The sequence below is a fragment of the Euzebyella marina genome (genome assembly GCF_014855515.1).
GTDB lineage: Bacteria > Bacteroidota > Bacteroidia > Flavobacteriales > Flavobacteriaceae > Euzebyella > Euzebyella marina.
In genome coordinates this window covers 421,694-442,065 of the sequence record NZ_JACYFK010000001.1, presented here as the reverse complement: position 1 = coordinate 442,065, position 20,372 = coordinate 421,694, and the positions used below count along the sequence as shown (strand labels likewise).

Annotated in this window: 16 protein-coding genes; 5 read left to right on the top strand and 11 right to left on the bottom strand. The window is 42.0% G+C overall.

Annotation, left to right across the window (positions count from 1 at the left end):
* Positions 1–4 precede the first annotated feature (4 nt).
* On the top strand, positions 5–3,088 hold the full coding sequence (locus IL356_RS01705) for an efflux RND transporter permease subunit (protein WP_121847511.1): 3,084 nt from the start codon (positions 5–7) through the stop codon (positions 3,086–3,088).
* Between the two features lie 105 nt (positions 3,089–3,193).
* Here the strand turns inward: IL356_RS01705 and IL356_RS01700 are convergent, their stop codons facing one another.
* From IL356_RS01700 to IL356_RS01650, 11 genes are all read right to left on the bottom strand, one after another.
* Complete coding sequence (locus tag IL356_RS01700) at positions 3,194–3,496, bottom strand: PepSY-like domain-containing protein (RefSeq protein ID WP_121847512.1); 303 nt, start codon at positions 3,494–3,496, stop codon at positions 3,194–3,196.
* 187 nt (positions 3,497–3,683) lie between these two features.
* Positions 3,684–5,837 (bottom strand): DUF5916 domain-containing protein, encoded by a 2,154-nt coding sequence (locus tag IL356_RS01695; protein WP_121847513.1) that lies wholly within the window; start codon positions 5,835–5,837, stop codon positions 3,684–3,686.
* Positions 5,838–5,878: 41 nt separating this feature from the next.
* Positions 5,879–6,952, bottom strand: coding sequence for an efflux RND transporter periplasmic adaptor subunit (locus IL356_RS01690; RefSeq protein ID WP_121847514.1), 1,074 nt, complete (start codon positions 6,950–6,952; stop codon positions 5,879–5,881).
* 33 nt (positions 6,953–6,985) lie between these two features.
* Positions 6,986–10,123, bottom strand: a complete 3,138-nt coding sequence (locus tag IL356_RS01685; RefSeq protein WP_121847515.1) for an efflux RND transporter permease subunit — start codon at positions 10,121–10,123, stop codon at positions 6,986–6,988.
* Positions 10,124–10,126: 3 nt separating this feature from the next.
* On the bottom strand, positions 10,127–11,500 hold the full coding sequence (locus tag IL356_RS01680) for a TolC family protein (protein ID WP_121847516.1): 1,374 nt from the start codon (positions 11,498–11,500) through the stop codon (positions 10,127–10,129).
* 73 nt (positions 11,501–11,573) lie between these two features.
* Complete coding sequence (gene chrA / locus IL356_RS01675; RefSeq protein ID WP_121847517.1) at positions 11,574–12,947, bottom strand: chromate efflux transporter; 1,374 nt, start codon at positions 12,945–12,947, stop codon at positions 11,574–11,576.
* Positions 12,948–12,969: 22 nt separating this feature from the next.
* On the bottom strand, positions 12,970–13,692 hold the full coding sequence (locus IL356_RS01670; protein WP_121850579.1) for a superoxide dismutase: 723 nt from the start codon (positions 13,690–13,692) through the stop codon (positions 12,970–12,972).
* Positions 13,693–13,778: 86 nt separating this feature from the next.
* Positions 13,779–14,729 (bottom strand): DUF1259 domain-containing protein, encoded by a 951-nt coding sequence (locus IL356_RS01665; RefSeq protein WP_121847518.1) that lies wholly within the window; start codon positions 14,727–14,729, stop codon positions 13,779–13,781.
* Positions 14,730–15,092: 363 nt separating this feature from the next.
* The gene (locus IL356_RS01660; protein ID WP_121847520.1) at positions 15,093–15,437 is read right to left on the bottom strand and encodes a PepSY-like domain-containing protein; all 345 of its coding nucleotides are present in this window, start codon (positions 15,435–15,437) and stop codon (positions 15,093–15,095) included.
* A 73-nt stretch (positions 15,438–15,510) separates the two neighbouring features.
* Positions 15,511–16,776 carry a sensor histidine kinase gene (locus tag IL356_RS01655; RefSeq protein WP_121847521.1) on the bottom strand — a complete coding sequence of 422 codons (1,266 nt, stop codon included), beginning with the start codon at positions 16,774–16,776 and terminating at the stop codon, positions 15,511–15,513.
* A complete protein-coding gene (locus IL356_RS01650; protein ID WP_121847522.1) occupies positions 16,773–17,456 on the bottom strand; it encodes a response regulator transcription factor in 684 nt (227 codons plus the stop codon). The genes IL356_RS01655 and IL356_RS01650 overlap by 4 nt, the downstream gene beginning before the upstream one ends.
* 1,074 nt (positions 17,457–18,530) lie before the next feature.
* Between IL356_RS01650 and IL356_RS01645 the strand changes: the two genes are divergently transcribed.
* From IL356_RS01645 to IL356_RS01630, 4 genes are all read left to right on the top strand, one after another.
* Positions 18,531–18,887 (top strand): single-stranded DNA-binding protein, encoded by a 357-nt coding sequence (locus tag IL356_RS01645; RefSeq protein ID WP_121847523.1) that lies wholly within the window; start codon positions 18,531–18,533, stop codon positions 18,885–18,887.
* 73 nt (positions 18,888–18,960) lie between these two features.
* The gene (locus IL356_RS01640; protein ID WP_121847524.1) at positions 18,961–19,341 is read left to right on the top strand and encodes a DUF6876 family protein; all 381 of its coding nucleotides are present in this window, start codon (positions 18,961–18,963) and stop codon (positions 19,339–19,341) included.
* A gap of 12 nt (positions 19,342–19,353) precedes the next feature.
* The gene (locus tag IL356_RS01635) at positions 19,354–19,551 is read left to right on the top strand and encodes a hypothetical protein (RefSeq protein WP_121847525.1); all 198 of its coding nucleotides are present in this window, start codon (positions 19,354–19,356) and stop codon (positions 19,549–19,551) included.
* A 434-nt stretch (positions 19,552–19,985) separates the two neighbouring features.
* A complete protein-coding gene (locus IL356_RS01630; RefSeq protein ID WP_121847526.1) occupies positions 19,986–20,366 on the top strand; it encodes a BfmA/BtgA family mobilization protein in 381 nt (126 codons plus the stop codon).
* The last annotated feature ends 6 nt before the right edge of the window (positions 20,367–20,372 follow it).

Below are 20,372 nucleotides of genomic sequence, written 5' to 3'. Positions count from 1 at the left end.
ATTTATGTTGACTAAAATATTAAAATTTTCCCTTCATAATCGTTTGATGATTTTGTTGGGAGCAATCGTATTGAGCGTATTGGGAATTTACTACGCCAAAACGATGAATGTCGATGTGTTCCCGGACCTTACCGCACCAACCGTAACCATCTTAACGGAAGCCCACGGAATGGAATCGGAAGAAGTGGAAAAATTGGTCACCTACCAATTGGAAACAGCTATGAACGGGTCGCCCAATGTAAGGCGTATCCGCTCATCATCCGCCGCAGGGATTTCCATTGTTTGGGTAGAATTTGAATGGGGTACGGACATCTACAGAGCTCGACAAATCGTGAGTGAGCGTATCCCGATGGTGCGTGAAAACTTGCCCGAAGGTATTGGGGCACCCACAATGGCACCCATTTCATCCATTATGGGAGAGATTATGCTATTGGGCGTAACGTCCGATAGTCTGTCGCCTATGGAACTGCGAACGCTGTCCGATTGGACTATCCGCCCGCGTATCAAAGCCATTGGTGGCATTGCCAACGTGGTGGTCATAGGTGGCGACTACAAACAGTATCAGGTATTTGCCAATCCTGAAAAATTGAAGCACTACAACGTGAGCTTGCAAGAATTGGTAGAGCACGTAAAGGAAGCCAATGTAAACGCACCAGGGGGTATTGTGAACCAATACGGAAATCAATACATCATTAAAGGAAGCGGTAGGGCCTACATTTTGGAGGATTTACAGGAAGCCGTGATAAAACAAATCAATGGGCAGACTATTAAAATCAAGGATGTGGCAACCGTTCAAATCGGTGCGTCCGATAAAATTGGCGATGGCTCATTGAACGGCAATAAATCAGTTATCCTCACCATTTCAAAACAACCAGATGTCAACACTCTAAAATTAACTGAGGATTTGGACATCGCCATTTCCGATTTAGAAAAAACCTTACCGGAAACTGTAGAAATCAAAAGTCAAATCTTCAGGTCGTCGGATTTCATCAATGCGTCAATCAGCAACTTGAATTGGACACTAATGGAAGGGGCATTCTTTGTCGTAATAATTTTGTTTATCTTTTTGATGAACTGGCGCACCACGGTCATTTCATTATTGGCCATTCCCATATCCCTGTTGGTCTCTATAATTATTTTACAATGGATGGGCTATACCATCAACACGATGAGTCTGGGCGGTATGGCAATTGCAATTGGCGCATTGGTCGATGATGCCATTATCGATGTGGAAAATGTCTATAAGCGCTTGCGCGAAAACAGCCGACTGCCAAAAGCAGAGCGGAAATCGATGATTACAGTCGTTCGAGATGGTTCGGTGGAAATTCGGAGTTCCATCATCATTGCGACATTAATCATCATTGTGTCTTTTGTTCCCTTATTCTTTTTAAGCGGAATGGAAGGTCGATTGTTGCAACCTCTCGGGATTGCCTTTGTAACCTCTGTATTGACCTCATTGGTCGTGGCCGTTACGGTAACACCCGTATTGTGCTCGTATTTATTGAACAAGGAAAAACTGCTCAAAAAACAAGCCGAAGGCACCAAAGTAGAACAATGGTTGCAAAAACACTATGCTTCCACTTTGGATAGGTTTATTAAAATACCAAAAACCGTGATTGCGGTAACGGTCGTTGCATTCCTGTTAAGTTTGGTCGTGGCAACCCAATTGGGACGAAGTTTTTTACCCGAATTCAATGAAGGTTCGCTGGTGATAGCCGTGGTTGGACCACCGGGAATGTCGCTGGAAGAAAGCAATAAGGCAGGCAAGCAAATAGAAAATCTACTGCTGGAGATGCCTGAAGTCGATGTGGTAACCCGAAGAACGGGACGTGCCGAATTGGACGAACACGCCCAAGGCGTAAACGCAGGCGAAATCGATGTACCGTTTACTTTGGAAGACAAATCAAAAGAAGAATTTTTTGAGGAGGTCCGCACCAAGTTGAGCGTCGTTCCTGGTGTAAATATCACGCTTGGCCAACCCATCGCGCACCGTATCGACCATATGCTTTCTGGAACACGAGCCAATATTGCCATCAAGATTTTTGGTTCGGATTTACAACGATTGTTCGAGTTGGGGAAACAGGTAGAACAGAACATCAAATCCATCGATGGACTGGCCGATGTGGCGGTTGACCAACAAATTGAAGTGCCACAAATCCGCATCAAACCCAAGCGTCCCATTTTGTCAGCGTATGGTATGACCGTCGGTGATTTAATGGAACAGGTAGATATTGCCTTTGCAGGTGAAGAAGCAGGTGAGATTTATGAAGGACAGCGCTATTTCGATTTGGTGGTACGCTATGAAAAACCCTTTCGTGACAACGTGGAAAACTTTAAAAACATCTTGATTAGCCTGCCAAATGGTGGGCAGACCGTGTTGGGCGAACTGGCAATGATTCAATCGGTCAGCAGTCCAAATACCATCAGCCGTGAAGATGTACAACGGAAGATCGTGGTAGCGGCCAATGTTCAGGGAAGGGATTTGCGAAGTGCCGTGAACGAGATTGAGGATGTGGTGAATTCCACCATCGATTTTCCCGAGGGGTACCGCGTACAATATGGCGGGCAATTTGAAAGTGAATCCAAAGCCTCGCAACTGTTATTGATTACCGCTATTTTGGCAATTGGTGTCATATTCCTGTTACTTTATTATGAGTTCAAAAATGTAAAACTGGCCTTTGTAGTGCTCATTAATCTTCCCTTGGCATTGATTGGTGGTATTCTCATTGTGTACTTTACATCAGGAATCGTAAGCATCGCGGCGACCATAGGATTTATCAGTCTCTTTGGTATTGCCACAAGAAACGGTATCCTTTTGGTTTCCCGTTACGAAGATTTGCGAGAGGAAGGTAAGACAGGTATAGAACTGGTTAAAGCTGGTGCCTTGGATAGATTGAACCCAATTCTGATGACCGCCTTTACCACAGGATTGGCATTGATTCCGCTTGCGCTAAAAGGCGGGCAGCCGGGAAGTGAAATTCAAAGCCCGATGGCGGTGGTCATTTTGGGTGGATTATTGTCAGCCACTTTACTCAATTTGATAGTCATACCGTGTGTGTATGAGTTGGTAATTAAAAAATCCGAATAGCTTAAAATGTTTTGATTAACTAAAAATCCTGTCCGTACTAATAACTAAAAGGACAGGATTTTTACGATGAAATAATTTCTAACCACACCTTGTTCATACTGCATGCTACTCTGTAGCTACAACCTTCCCTTGCTGGTCGAAGTAGATTTCCAGATGTTTATCGTCCGGGCTCTCCAGTTCTAATTCATATAAAGTTCCCTTGTCGGTTTCAACTTTTTCTACTTCTTCTATTTCCCAGTCCTTGTATTCTGAGCTCTCAAAGGCAGTCTGTACAGACGCCGGTAAGTCAGCATATTCAATTTCCTCTTCGCTGATTTCTTTAAAATTGTGGTTCTTGTTTTCGCAGCTTACTGTTACAGCCACGAATAACAAACAAGGTATTACAAAGCATACATTTTTAAATCGCATAATAATCTTTTTTTATTTCTTACTAAAACCCATTTCAATGATACAAACCGATTCTGTAGAAATTCGGGATTACAAGGAGAAGATTTATTGTCTCATCTGTGTTGCGAACTTACTTGAATTAACTATTTCAAATAAAATCAATTACCTACATTGTACCACATTAAACAGGTATCTGGTAGTTTTCTTTTTAAATCACAAATCTCCATATCAGTTTGCCCAAAATAGTTGTTCTTTCAAGTGTCCAGCTATTTCCCGAAGTGTCGTAAGCTTGGTTGACGATGAAAAAGAAATCAGCTCCGATAATTGGAATCCATTGCAAACGGAAATTCAGAAGTACTTCTTCATCTTCACTGTTCCACTGGGAAAACAGGGAGCCGAATAGATTCGGGTTTACGGCATACTCTATACGGTTACCGATCAGGTCTGTATCAAAGCTTCCTTCCGGCAAGTCAATCCAGTTTTTTTCGTAGTTAGCAGCGATCTTTAGATAACGGCTTGTTCTCCATGATAGCTCAAAAGCACTTTGGGTACTCTTTCCTTTAAAAAAGTTTCCCCAGTTAAAATACGTATCGAGTGCAAAGTTTCGACCGCTGAAAGTAGCGGCTTGTATTTCCATACGGTTGTACCAATACTCTCCTTCAGGAATGACAATTCCTTCCGTAATCTCAAATGGTTCTCGCAGACCTTCCGCTCTCCTTTGGAGGTTAAACTCAAAGGATTCCCCACTACGTGTTTCAAAGCCTAATGGTCTGATTTCGTAGAAAAATGATTGCAGTTCACCTGTGTCGTCAAAAATGAAGTAATTCATGTCCAACCCTTTAAAACTGAACTGTCGTATCCATTTGAAATGGTTTTTAGGTCGGGGTTTCCATTCAAGTTCAGTATAAAACTCCTGGAAATTTTCCCTGCGCAGAAAACCCACTTCCGGATTGAAGGGGGTGGCACTTCTTTGCCAAGCCATATCAAACTCAACTTTATCGTTGGGATAGCTCAGGTAAATACGGTGAGCATTGGCCCTGGCATCAAAATCATCAGAGTTAATGTTTTGTGTGAATGATGCACCAATATTCAGGTTTTTGTCACCAAATAATTCGGACATACTGTAAAGCCCATATCCTCCGGTTGTGCTATGCCATCGTCCATTTTCGTATTTATTGGCAGATAAAATGCCTATGGAAGATTGTTTCAAGACATCCTGCCTCCAGCTTACAACTGTATAATTGGTAGAGGGTATGCTGTCCCTACTGGCTGTCTGCATGGACAAAGCACCCAACGTAGTATTTCCCATTTTACCCAATACCCTTGCCCCTGCGATTATTGGAACCGTAGAGCGATCTTCGGCTAATCCGATCCGCCTGCTATAAAAAGGGATTATGCGGTTTCCCATACCCATATCAAAATAGTCTTGTCCCTCAAGGAAAAATTCCCTTCGTTCAGGGAAAAACAGTGGAAATCGGGTAAGGTTGATCTGCTGTCTGTCGGCTTCAACCTGTGCAAAATCTGTATTAATGGTCAGATTCATACGGAGGGTAGGTGTGATAAGGTAATTGATGTCGCCACCGGCATTCAGTTGTCCCTCAGACTTTTCTGGTGTTAATTCCGCACCCCCGATTGAATAAGGCTTGATTTCAATAAAAGTTTTACTTTTGATATTGTCGAGATCGGTCAAAGTACCAGCCCTGTTCACCAGCTCTAGTTCGGAATCACGAGACCAGCCCTGCCATAGTAATTGTTCCCTTTTTCTGCGAATATTGCGCTCAAAATTGATACCCCAGACCTGCTGATCTAAATTCGTTTTAAACTTCAGGGTAGAAAAAGGAATGGCTATTTCCGCGAACCAACCTTCGTTCGTTATCGCTGTTCTGGTATCCCATACACCATTCCAAAATTTGTTAAAAGACCTACCGTTGTTTAAAATCTGCGCATCGGCACGGGCACCATTAGGATTGATTACAAACAGAAATCCGTTTCTGTCGTCATCGTAAGTGTCTATGATGACCTCAAAGTTGTCTTCTACACCCCAGTTGAAATCCCGTTTCATTTCGCGGGCTACAAGATTATCCGGCTCCCTATCGAAACCCCAAAATCCGATGTATAGGGTATTGGCCGTATAGACAATGGCCACTTCCGTTTTTTCAGTTGCCGGCTCCCCAACATTCAGTTCGCGTTGGGTAAAATTGCTTATGCGAACAGCATTTTCCCAAACAGGTTCATCTAATCTTCCATCAAGCTGAATTGCATCATCTGTATACTTTGCATAAATCGTGTTTGGTAAACTTACCTGGGCCATGCTGCATTCTACAATCATCAGTAAACCTATGACAAAGAATAGTCCTTTCATATTTTCCTAAAATAGAAACCGATTCTGTAGAAATGTGGGAACTAGTTTACAGGCAGACCTTCGGACATCTCCTCATTGGGCTGCAGAAGGATTTGATCCCCTTCATCAAGTGCGCCAAAAATCTCAACCATATCTTCATCTTTCATGCCTGTGCTGACTTCTACCCATTTTAGTTTGCCATCCGCTACTTTTCCCACAGCTTTTCTTCGGAGGGTGGTCAAGACCGCACTATGAGGTACCCACAGACTTCCATCCGGACGTTTGATGCTTAATTGAGCTTCCGCAAAAAGTCCAGCATTCAAATTACCCTTTTGATTATCCACAAGAAATTCCCACATCTCTGTACGGGTGTCCGGATCTATACTTTTGGCTCGCCTGTAATAATCTGCCTTAAATACTTTTCCGGGAAATGGTTCTACACTAAATGAAGTAGAATCCTCTGCTATGGAACTTCCGGTCAAGGCCTCAGGAACTGGTAGCTTCAAACGCAATTTTTGGTTGTTTTCGATTATCAGTAAAGGTTGGTTATCTATATCTCCCACAAGATTTCCGGGATCTGTATTTCTTTGCGTTACAACCCCAGTAAATGGCGCCCTAATTGTGAGATAATTAAGGAGTTGCCGTTTAGCTCTGGCGGTAAAATCCAATGCTTTTAGCCGAGTGCTGTCCGACATGGCTTTGTTTTTTGCTTTAATCAGTTCGGATTCTGAGACCGTACCTTGTATTTCGGAAGCTTTTAGCAATCGGGTATACGTATCCTCACTACTCATATAGTCCGCTCTGGCTGACTCTACATCGCTCTGCGCTTCTGAATAGGCTGCCTGAATTTCTGGTGCTTCTATCCTGATCAGGACTGCTCCTTTCATTACTTTATCTCCAATGTCTACCCGCACTTCGGTAACATACCCCTGTACTTTGGCATTCAGACCAGCTTTTTCAAAAGCCAATAATTCCGCAGGAAGCATCAGGGTATGTCTGGAGTTATCAAAGCTTAACTTTATGGTTTCTACTTTTTTTGACGACTCGTTTTTGCTTTCCATCTTATTGTTTTCAACACTACTTGAACAGGCTGAAACGATGGCTGCATATAAAATCGGTATTATATATTTTCTCATTATTCTTAAATTTTACTCTTTTCAGGTTTGAAGTTATTGCTGTTCAAAGTATGTACTCTGCTCATCATCTGGATCAAGTGACGGGCTCTTATAAAGTCTTCTTCCGGAAACCTGCCAATAGACGGACGGCAAGATGAATACGGTTGCAAACACGGAGAACAACAATCCGCCTATCACTGCAATTCCAAGCGGGGCTGTTTGTTCGCCGCCTTCACCCAGCCCTAGCGCCATCGGTAGCATCCCTGCTATCATGGCTATGCTGGTCATGAGTATGGGCCTCAGGCGATCCTTTATCCCTTCCAGGTGAGGGTTTTGTTTTTGTTCTTTCCGATAATGCTCTGCTATGGTAACAAATAATATGGCATTGGCCACTGCCACACCTATAGCCATGATACTGCCCATAAAAGATTGAATGTTGAGCGTGTTCCCGCTTATCCAAATCAGAAGGAACGAACCAGCAACTACGGCAGGAATAGTGGATAGCACTGCGAAGGAAAGCCGGAATGACTGAAAGTTGGCTGCCAGCAGCAGAAATATCACGGCTACTGCCAGTAAAAGGCCGGTACTCAATTCATCAAAGGTTTGAGAGAGCGGTTCAGCAAGTCCTCTGAATTTAACACTCATCCCTTCGGGTGGTTCACCCATAGCATTTACTTCATCTTTAAGCGTTTTAATGGCACTTCCCAGGTCTTTATTATGCAGGTTCCCGGTGATGGTAATGAACCGTTGTTGGTTCAGACGGTCGTATTCCCCAATCATGGTAGAAGGTTCCCATTTACTCACATCGCCCACATAGACGGTTTTCCCGTTTTCCGACTTTAATGGAACTTTTTCGACATCATCGGGTTGATCCACCATATATTGAGGAAATTCTACCTGGACCTGGTATGCATTGCCCGATCCGGCATCCAACCAATAATTGGGCTGGGTGAAACGACTGGAAGAGGTGGAGGCTGTTACAGAGCGGCTAATGTCTTCAATTGTTAGGCCTAACTGGCCTGCCCGGACACGGTCATATTGTAAATCTATGGATGGATAGTTAAGTGGAATACCAAATTGCACATCACGCATAAACGATACGGTTTGTACCCTGTCCTTTATTTCTTGGGCATATTTACGTGATTCCGAAAGGTTTTTGCCCTGAACAGCTATCTCTACTGATGTGTTGGCTCCCTGGCTCATTACTTGGTCAACCAGGTCAGCCGGTTCAAAAGAGAGCTGCATTTCAGGTATGATTTCTGTTACCTTTTTTCTGATATTTTCTTTAATTTCATCAAGGGGCTTTCCTGTCTGCTGTAGCTTGATCTTTATAACAGCTTCATGTGGCCCACCTGTCCAGAGAAAGATAGTATTGACCGGGTAGCTGGGTGGTTGGATACCGACAAATGCCGATGTAATCTCAACATTTTCTTTACCAACCACTTCGTTTACCACTTCCAGAAACTGCTTTGTTTTCCTTTCCGTATTTTCAATGCGGGTTCCGTCAGGCATTCTTAAACGAACTTGCAACTGCCCGGAATTGACTTTTGGAAATATCTCCGTACCAGTAGACTGCCAGAGTACCGCAAGCATGGCAATAGTGGTTATCAGGTAAATACCGATGGCCCACTTGCTCCTGTTTGTAATACCCTTTGTATATCCTACAACCCGGTTTCTAAACTGTTGGAATTTTCCTTCTTTATTTTGAGTAATATGGTCTTTCAGAAACCAATTGGAAAGAATAGGAACCATTGTTTGAGAAAGTAGAAATGAAGCAATCATGGCAAAACCTACAGCCAATGTAAGCGGTAAGAACATGGCCCTGGGAGTGCCAGTCATAAAAAAGGAAGGAACAAACACGGCAAGAATGCTGGTCAGGATAAGAAGTTTGGGCAATGCAATTTCTTTGCAGGCATCCAGAATGGCACGGCCCTTTTTCTTGCCCATTTCCTGATGTCGGTGGATATTCTCTATTGTCACGGTCGATTCATCCACGAGAATACCTATTGCCAGCGCCAGTCCGCCCAATGTCATGATATTGATCGACTGTCCAGCCAGATAAAGGCACACTACTGCCGATAATATGGCAAGTGGTATGGTAAGAATTACAATTAGCGCGCTTCGTCTGTCACCAAGAAACAGCAGTACCATAAGGCCAGTAAGCACTGCTCCAAGAGCTCCCTCAAAGGACAGGTTTTTCAGGGAATTGATTACATAGCCCGACTGATCAAATTCATAGCTCACTTTAATATCGTCCGGCACAGCAGCCTGCATTTCCGGCAGGCTTGCCTTGATGCGTTTCACCACATCCCAGGTTGATGCGCTGGCTCGTTTGGTTACAGGAATGTACACTGAGCGGCTGCCATTGATCAGGGCATATCCTGATGCAACATCAGACCCATTTTGTACTTCAGCTACATCCTTTACATATACCGAGGGCCCGGAGCCCATCTTTAAGGGAATATTGGCCAGTTCCTGGATATTGCTGACCACCGTATTTTGGTTAGCAATCAAAAGTTTGTCCGCAGTTCGGATATTTCCGGCAGGCGAAATGGTATTGTTCTTGGCAATAGCCATGACGAGTTCATCCGGACTGATATTATAACTGCGCAGTTTGGAAGGGTCTGCCTTAATCAGTACAGTACGCTGGTTTCCTCCAAAAGGGGGGGGGGCTGACACACCCGGTATTGAAGCAAATTTTGGACGTACCTTAAAGAGTGCAAGATCTTGTATTTCACCCAATGACCTGGTTTCACTGCTAAAAACAAGTTGGCCTACTGGTGCACCCCCTCCGTCAAAACGCGTGATGAACGGAGGTACTGTCCCCGGAGGCATAAAGGCCCTGGATCTGTTGACCTGGGCTACCACTTCCGCCAAAGCCTGAGACATGTCGGTGCCCTCATGAAAAATGAGCTTCATCAAGGATACGCCCTGAATAGTTTTGCTTTCCACTTCCTTTATCCCATTGATATACAGAAAATGGTACTCGTAATAAGAAGTCATAAATCCTTCGATTTGATTAGGAGCAAGACCACCGTATGTTTGGGCCACATAAATAGTGGGGGTGCCTAGTTTTGGGAATATATCAACTGACATATTCCGGATTGACAATACCGCAAAAAACACGATGGCCAAAAGGGTTACCATGACGGTTATGGGTTTTCGCAGTGCAGATATTATTAGTTTGATCATCTCCTATAATTGATTTAAGAATATTTCCAGATTACCATTGACAGCAGCTGTATACAATAGTGCTTTCCAGGCTTCCCAATAGGATTTTCGTAGTTCTATTTCCGCAGTAATCAGTTCGTTTTGGGATTCAATCAGTTCCGTAAAGCTCATCAACCCGGCCTGGTATCGGGATTGTGCGGCTTCGTAAGCATAAAGAGCATCCTCAACCTGGTACGGAGTCTCTCTTGCAATAGCCATTGCTGTTTCTAAGGCCTTATCAGCTATGGTTTTTTGTTTATTGAGGGTCAGTCTCACTTCTTCAAGTTGCTGTTTATAAGCTTCAGTTTCCCATTCCTTGGCTTTCCATTGGGTTTTGTATCGGCTGATTTGGGTCAGCGGCATAGTCAATTGTAAACCCAGGCCATAATTGAACCGGGTCAGATTAAATCCATCAGTAGGATTATTGACAAAACTGTTACCGTTGTTGTCAAGCTGAACCCCCGAACCTCTGCCATAAGCGGTGCCCCATACACTTAAAGTAGGTAACCAGCTTAATTTTTCAGCTTTAAATTGGTATTGTGCGGCATTCCATTGGGCTATGGCCAGGTTTTCCTTTGGATGAATCACCCCTGAAACTTCTGGCAACCTGGGAAGTACTTTAAGAAAGGTAGAATCCGCCAGGTTTTCTGGCAAATCAGCCGCAATTAACTCAGACAGTTTCTCTTTATATTCATGAATGGTATTTTGTTGTTGCAGTATATTGATTTTCACCTTGGAAAGCTCCGTCCTAAATCGTGCAGTATCCACCCCTGAAACCAGCCCTGAATTAGCCAGGACCACAGCCTGTTCGTAATTTGATCTCGATCTTTCCTGATCACTTTCCAGTAGATCAAGAATTTGCATAGCAAGTAGATAATCCAGATAGGTACTCGATAGTTGAACGCTATGCTCTAAAAGTGTAAGATCCTTTATGGAAGTGCTGGCCTCATGGGTGCTTTCCGCTGCCTTTATCTCATTATTTCTTCTTCCGAAAGTGTAGGGTTCCCATTTCATGAGCAGACCGGCAGCTGACCCCCAAACCATATCATTTAGATTCCTGGCAGATGGAGGCCCACTTACAGGTAGAAAATATTCGGGGAAAAACATTCCGGTAATGTTGTTATAAGTAACATAATTAATGTAGGTGGAGGCGGAAACTTCTGGAACCAACAATCGTCTGGTGGATTTTACCTTCTCTTCAGATGCCCGCTCAAGAGACGCTGAGGCAAGAATTGCCGGATAATTTTTCTTGGCAGTGTCCAGTAATTGTACAATTGTCGGTTGTGTTTGAGACCGTACATTTGTCCAAGAAACAGCAAGAATAGATGCCAACAGGATAAGCTTGAATTTTCGGATCATATTCAATTATTAATGTAATTCGTTACAAAATTATGACCCGATTCTGTAGAAATATGGGAACGAGAGTATTCTGCTATTTTAAAAAAATGAAATGATAAAGGATGCCGCATATCACACTAATGAGTATGGTTTTAAGCATGTTCCATTTGAGGATGAAGTAGGCAAAGGCGGCTATCAATCCGATCACCAATGAAGGAATGTTTATAGTCTCCCATTCCGGGATTAACCATCTTATTCCAAGTGAATGGCTTTCGTTCACTTTCCCAAACAGTGTGTGGATGGTAAACCAAACACCAAGGTTGAGTACTACACCTACAACAGCAGCCGTAATTCCTGATAAGGCAGTCGTCAGGCTTTTATTTCCTCTGAGGTATTCAATATAGGGAGCACCAGTAAATATGAACAAGAAGCAGGGAATAAAGGTAGTCCAGGTTACCAGTAAGGAAGCTAAGATTCCGGCCAGTAGAGGATCCATAGTGCCAGCAAAGCGGTAAGCTCCCATAAACCCTACAAATTGCACGACCTGTATGAGTGGACCCGGTGTGGTTTCTGCCATACCTAAACCATCCAGCATTTCTCCGCTTTTCAGCCAGCCGTAATCTTCCACTGCTTTTTGAGCTATGTAGGCAAGAACCGAGTAGGCTCCTCCAAACGTAACCACTGCGGTTTTGCTAAAAAATATTCCTTCGCTAAAGAAGATGGAATCAACGCCAACCCATAATGCGATTAAAATTAACGGCAATGCCCACAAAGAGAGGTACAATAAAATCGTTTGGAGGGTCTTCTTGAATGAGGGTTTGACTTGTTGAATATGGCTGTCAATTAAATAATCATTTTCCTGTTCTGTTTTATCCGCATGGCCTTTAATGACATGAAATTTCTCCTCCCAGAATTTGCCTCCAAGAAAGCCTGTTATCCCTGCCGCAAGTACAATGTAAGGAAAGTCCATCTCAAAAAAGAAGATGGCAACAAATGCCAAGGCAGCCATAATTACCATGACTTCATTTTTAAGGGCTTTCTTGCCAATTTTTATAACCGCACCAATTACAATGGCCAGCACTGCTGGCTTAATACCAAAAAATATGGCGTCAACGATAGCCACATCCCGATAAGCTGCATAAAGAATGCTCAAGATCAGTATGGATATAAATCCAGGCAATATAAAAAGTAGTCCGGCAACCAATCCGCCCTTTTTTTTATGAAGCAGCCAACCTATGTATGTGGCCAGTTGTTGTGCTTCGGGACCTGGCAACAACATGCAATAATTCAGCGCATGCAAAAAGCGGTTTTCGCTGATCCATTTCTTTTCTTCCACCAAAAATTTGTGCATGACCGCAATTTGGCCTGCCGGGCCACCAAAACTATGGATGGCTACTTTTACCCAAACTTTTAACGCCTCGCTGAATGGTAACACCTGGTTTTTAGAGGGATTTGATACACTGGACATTGCCTTTGACGATAATTAGTTCTTAGTTAATCTTTTTAGCATTCGCAAAACGTTGTGCTACGTTATCCCAATTTATGATTTCCATTATAGTATCAACAAAATCACCTCTCTTGTTTTTATGTTTTAAATAATACGCGTGTTCCCAAACGTCTATGACCAATATGGGAATAACGCCCCACTGGGTAAGCTTTTGATGATTTTCACACTGGAGAAGTGTGAGGGATTGTGAATAAGGCTGGTAACCTAAAATTCCCCAACCACTGCCTTCTACACTTTTAGAAACTTTTGCTATGTAGGACTTGAGTTTATCAAATGAACCAAAGTCCTTTTCTATTTGCTTTAGAAGCTCTGCCTTGGGCTCGCTTTTCTTGTTTGTGAGATTTGTCCAAAAAATAGTGTGTAGTACGTGGCTTGAAAAATGATAGGACAATTTCCTGGTCCACAAATCGACACTATCCATTTCACCGGAGTCGAGATTTTTCTTGATATTTTCCAAATCCTTATTGGCACCTTTGACTGCACCACCGTGGTGAAATTCATAATGCAAGTGCAAGGTCTCTTCGTCCATATAAGGCTCTAAAAAGGTCTTCTTATATGGTAACGGCTTTTGGATAAAGTTTCCGTTGCTGTCTACCAGTTTGTCAATACTTGCTTCATTAACACTTTGGGAAAAAACATTGTTTATAGGAAGAATGGTTGCTCCTCCAAGAATTGCTGAATTTTTTATAAATTCTTTTCTGTCCATTTTTCTGATTTTTTTATTTAAACTCGTTACTTTCAATTGTAAGATGCCGAATAAGAAAGGCAAATGAAACCGGTGCCGGTGTAAATTTATTCCGCATTAATTACTCCCGTTTTGTCCAAAGCCTCTCTTAATCCTATTGCTAATTTTTCGGCTGATCCAATTCCCCAATAATGAAGAAAGAAAATTCTTGGATCCTCGTGCACCATGTGATTATGTACCGCTACCACTTCAATGTCATTCTCAATAAGTGCTTTGATAACCGGAGCTACTTCATCTGACAGCATAGTAAAATCACCGGCTACTGCTGCTTTTTCAGGTGTGCCCTGCCAACTTGCCCAAGTGTTGAACCCCATGAATGTGCTAACAGGAGCTCCGTGTTCCGTCAGCTTTACATCGGGTCGGCCAATGGTGATTTTATACACCCCATTGGTCATAGTCCCGCTATGCCCTAAGATGCTGTCAATCCTTTTGGTGTCCAGCGTGTTCTCCACCGACGACATTTCTACGGCGGACGGGTCTGCTCCCCTAATTTCCGTTACCTTATCAAAAATAGCTTTTAAACTTTTGGCCAATTTTTCTTCGCTTCCCATACCACCGATATGCATGTACATTACATCTGGCTCGTTCCTTACAAAATGGTTGTGGATCGCCGTAACCGTCAATCCCTGTTGGATTATTTCCTGTTGTACCGGTTTCAGGTCTTTTTCCGTAACCACTATATCGCCCATAACCATAGTTTGTGCCGAGGTTGGTGCAAAAGCAGCCCAACTGCCCAATCCCATCGGGGGAATAATCTTAAAACCATCAACCTTTACATTCAGGTCGTTTTGCGGAATGGTAACTTTAAATTGCCCACCTTCTTCCTTTCCTTCCATCCCAAGTCCGGATTTTAAGGTTCCAATATCCATCGCCTTTAATTCATTATTGTTTTTTAAAGGTTTTTCAGCCGATTCTTTTGAATCATCTTTCTTGTTAGGTTGCTCACAACCAAAAGAAATTAGCATCAACGCTAATACAAAAATCCATATTTTTTTCATAGTTCAGTTTTTGTAAAATATATATTCAGTTATTTTCAATTCTATAGTTTAGTTTCAAAATAAGATACCAAATTGAAAAGCAAATGAGACTGATGTTGCCAATTTATTACCAAAACGGACAGGAATGCGGGTAACAAGAAAATACGTACCTTTCTTTGCCTGATTACGGATCATGAAATAATAGCCCATTAACCTTTGACGCACCATCTTCCGCACGAAGAAAAGGAACGAACTCAAGGCTAAACCAATTTTTCCCATTAACATTAAAAAATTGGGAGATGCACAAGTCCAAAATCATTCTTTCTGGCATCTCCCAACTTATATGATCATTAAAAAATCAACTAGACTATCTTCATCCAAATTTTATCGATGATCGTCATCGCCGTCCGAGTGGCTTTCCTCCCTTTTAAGCACAAGTTCTCCTTTGGGGCTAAAATAGAGTTCATAATACGTCTCATCCTCGTTCTCGACCTCAAGTTCATACATAGTTCCCTTATCGGTCTCGACCTTTTCCACCTCTTCAATTTCCCATTTGGCATAATCGGAATTCTTAAAGGCATCCTGTACGGCCTTTGGAAGATTGGAGAACTCAATGGCCTCTTCACTTAGCTCTTTTATTTCGGATTGTGCCGTAGCCGTGAACATTCCGCCACCAATAAATAGTAGGGATAACAGCAAAATGCGAAAAAATTTCTTATTTGTATTCATAGCATTAAAATTTAAAGATTAACATTTAACTCATACCAAATGTAAAAACTGAATCTGTAGAAATTTGGGATTGTCAAAAATCGACGGTGAATGTGTGAAGCGCATTTTTGTGACTGTACGTTAACCTCCAATTGCCCTTATCGGCAATCTTGTGTGCAATGGCCAACCCAAGGCCCCACGAATCTGGATTGTTGGAAGATTTATAGAACCGTTGGAACAATTTTTCCTTGTCAACCCCCTTTTCGCTACCGGTGTTGGTAATAACCAATCGTTTCCCGTCCAGGTTTATGATTACTTTTCCATCTTTCACGTTGTGCAGGAAGGCGTTTTTGAGCAGGTTTTGGATGAGAATCTCGATAAGCAACCTGTTTCCCTGGACAATTGCCTCATTCCTGATATCGATCTCTGTCCTAATGTTTAAGGCTTCCTTCTGCTCCTCATAAAATTCCAGCGACCTACCTATTATTCCATCAACATTTACCTCTTCCGTTGTTAGGAACTGGTCATTCTCTATTTTCGCAAGCAGCAACAGGGTTTTGTTCAGTTTTTTCAGCCTTTGTGTGGAACCGATGATACCTTCCAGGATGTCAGACTGCTTTTCGGAGAGCTGTGTTTGGCCTATAAGTGCTTCCAGTTTTGACTGGATTATGGACAGAGGGGTCTGCATTTCGTGGGAAGCGTCCCCGACAAACTGTTTTTGGTTATCAAAGACCTCCTTGTTTTTCCGAGTCAGTTCGGTCATCACATTATTTAATAGCTGAAATTCTTCAATTTTGGAATTTGGGAATACTGGTGTATTTGCATTGCCAAGATTATAATTTTTGAGCTTGTCAAGCATAGTATAAAAGGGCTGCCATATTCTTCGAGAAAGCATTCTGTTTGAGAGGTAAAAACAGAAAGCAAGTCCAAAAAATAGCCCTCCTAGCGTAATAGCAATCGTACCAATGATTTCAGTTGCTTCCAGGTGAGGCTTCACAATTTCCAGTTTGTAATAGCTGTCGTTTAATTCCACAAATGTTATCAGCTTCCGGTACTCATCTAATTCGGCATCTATCGGTTCATAGATCAATGTGTCGGCATAGCTTTCTTTTCCGTCTTGAAACGTATTTATATCAATAGGGTAAAATGTAAAATCGTCCAGAGGGTAATCCTTCGCTATGGATATTTCCGGGTGCTTTTCGAGATAGGCAAGCAAGTTCATCTTACGGTTATACAAAACCTCATCTATGTTTTGAAGTACATTCCAGCTTAGCACCAGATAAAACAAGGTCGAGAATATCCCAAACAGTAAAAGGAATGCGAATAATTGGATTCGGGTCGTATAAGAAAGCAGCTTCATATTGTTTTTATTTGGTATCCCACACCGTAAATATTGGTTATTTCCACGTTGGCACCTGCTTCCTTTAGCTTGCGTCTCAAATTTCTGATTTGTGAAAACAAAAAATCAAAACTCTGTACCTCATCTACGTAATCGCCCCAGATATATTCTGCCAAAGAAACCTTGGTGATCACCCGTTTGTGATTGTTGATCAAGTGGGTAAGGATAGCATATTCTTTCTTTGTTAGAGAAAGTGGGCTTTCGAGATTATCAATTCCAACTATGTACTGATCTGGTTCTATTACCAGATTAGCATAGTGAACCAATCTATTTGTCTTGAATTGTTTTCTCCTTATAATTGCCTTTATACGGGCATTCAACTCGGAAAAGTAAAATGGTTTGGTCAGGTAATCATCAGCTCCTAACCCCAAGCCTTTTAATTTATCGTCCAGGGAATTACGGGCAGAAAGGATGATTACCCCATCGGACTTATCATCCTTATGGAGAACCTCTAGCAAATGGAAACCATTACCATCTGGAAGATTAATGTCCAAAATAATACAGTCATAATCATAAAGACCGATGCGCTCCAGACCTTCGGAGAGATTACAGGCGACATCACAAAAATACCCCTCTTCCGCGGCGAATTCTTCGAGGCTTTTTAGCATTTCAGGTTCATCTTCTATAATGAGCAATTTCATAATAGCAAAATAAGGAATTAATTCTGTAGAAATTTTGTAATGAATTCTTTCGAACTTTTGGATTTAGGAAAAATGGGGCATTTTTGGTAATTAGATTCAACCCGAAGGTTTTTAAGGGTATGATCAGTTCTTAATTATAATTAACTTCGCTGTAGAGAAAATAATACAGATCTTATTGGATGGAATTTGTCTGGCACTAAAAAGATGTTCAACCCAAATGTGAAACTCAAACCCCGATGGCTGTGGTCATTTTGGGTGGGTTACTATCGGCAACCATCTTGAATTTGATTCCTTGTGTGTATCAAATAGTTATCAATAGCCGAGAATGACGAAAAAATATTCAGTTTAAGGCCTTCTTATTAAATAGGAAGGCTTTTTTTCACAACACCGCTCAGCACATTCCCCTACATTTCGCGAAAAGCTGCATTCCGGGAAAAGAGCTTCACTACAACTACCTTGGACACAATCCCCAATTTTAGCTTTCCATTCCGCTCACCCTTCCCGCTTAGGCTGGGAAGGAACGCTACATTCCATAGCCAAAATTGTGAATTAAGTCCGCCTTACCAAATCGGAAGGCCAGCCCCTTGGTTTTCTTAACAGAATTTACGGCAAGAACTTCTTGAGCCCTTACTCGAAAATCCCTAAAAACCAGGGTGCTGTCCCACACATTTTAAGGGGTTTATAATGGATGAAGCCTTGAATGTTTTTCGGGGCATCGAAAAACAGGCAGTGCATAACCAATTCTAAATTAAACCCAATCGCTCACCTCGCTTAACTTCCCGTACGCTCGGGTCGCAACTGGCTTTAAAAGAATTGCTAATGCCCTTATGGAACTTGTCAAGACCGTGGCAAGTTTCAGCGAAAAATAAGGTATCTACTTCCTTGAAATCCAATGCCTGCTTTTCAGCAGGCAGGATTCACTACGTCGCAGACACACCTGATTTATTCCCCGAAAGTCTTGACAAAACCCACGTCACCCATTGTGCTACGCACGAAAGAAATCAAACAAACACCCCTTAAAATTTCATCTCAATTGAATTAAACAGGGAATTATTAATCTTTAAATTTTTAGTTATGAGTACTTTAAGAAATCACGTACAATTGATTGGAAACGTTGGACAAGAGCCAACCATCACGAACCTTGAAAGCGGAAGCAAAGTAGCCCGCTTTTCACTCGCCACAAATGAATATTACAAGAACAAGAAAGGCGAGAAAGAGCAAAGCACCGAATGGCATACCGTGGTTGCCTGGGGCAAGACTGCTAAAATTGTTGAACAGTATGTAGTCAAAGGAAAAGAGGTAGGCGTAAGCGGAAAACTGAAATCCCGAAGCTATGAGGACAAAGATGGTATCAAAAGATACGTAACAGAAATCGAAGCCAACGAAATCCTATTGTTGGGTACAAAAAACGGTAACGGTTCTAACGAATAGACTTAAAAGAAAGAGGGCGTACCCGTCGAAAAGATGCGCCCTCTTTTCATTATCCATTTAAAAGTATAAGACAATGAAAGCACAAGTTAACGAAATAGAACAGAACTTACAACAATTCACGGGCACGGAAATGTACTATTACATTCCCATTCTTAGAACCCGATTTACGGATGGTTTGAAATATCTTGCAAACGTAGCGGACTGTTATTGGCTCATTACGGATGCTTCGGTAATTGCCAAAAGTTTGAAGAACCGAAGCAAATGGGTAACGATTGACTTCAAAAGAATGTCAGAAGAAAAACAGGATTACACAGGCTACGAAGCTGAAATTATTTACAGCGATGGAAACGATAACATTTTGGAAACCCACCGTTACAATGCTACCGATTTTCCACTGGACGAATTGCGGATGTTCTTTGTGAACGATACGCTGATGTTATCAAGCGAATACTAAAATCGGGAAGCTATGATTTATCTTAATTTTACCGATTTGAGTGAGGAAGCGCAAGAGCGATTAATTGCAAATTCCAAAGAAGATGTCAAGAAAAAATATGGCAAGGATTTGATGGACTATGCTACTAAGCATCACACCAATTTGGACCAAATGCTTGACGAGGAAGCGTTACGGAATTTATATTCCTATACCTATGTATTTAATATATGATTGATAATTTTAAAAGAAATGCACCCCTGAAATTTCAGGGGTGTTTTCATTTTTAGTGCATTTATAATCACGAAAAAATCGTATCTTTATTTCGCTGAAATACAGCACACAATTTAAGTACAGTTATCCACTTTTTGACTTTCGCCGATAACCGTACCCACCGAAAATTAACATATCGGAAATTTCATTTCCTCGAAAATGGCAATCATCCGCCGTAGGTCGGATGGATTGTATGGATTTTTGTCCCGCGAGCGGAACGAAAAGGAATAGCAAGAGGGTAACACGCTGCGCGGTGTTACATATTCCTGTTCGTTGTCAAAGCATTGAAAATCAGTTGTTTAAAATCATTTTAATTCTTTGGTTTTCAGCAATTTGCGACAAATGCCCTCAAAACGCCCATTTTTCGGGAAGGATTTGCGACAAATCGGCGAAATATGGACACATTTATCGGCATTAGATTCAAAAAGGAAACAGCAAAACGTTTTCAGGAATTCTCACGTAAACACTTCAAGACTCATACCGAGGCAATGGAAGCCATCCTTGATTTTTTCTTCTATAACGAGATTTCACCAAAGGAAAATTTAGGACCAACTGGGCGCACCATTGAAGCCAAATTATTAAAGCGCATCAATGCGGTCATTGCAATTATGCGTGATGTGGAAAAGACACAAACCAAACCTACAGTTGCAATGTTACAATCCCTTTTTGAAATGGATGAACCCAAAAAGAAACCCTTGATTTTGGAAAAGAAATATGCTGAGGAAAAGAAGGAAGTCCGCTTTCGCGAAAAGCGAAATAACCAGAATCAACTTTAAAATTCT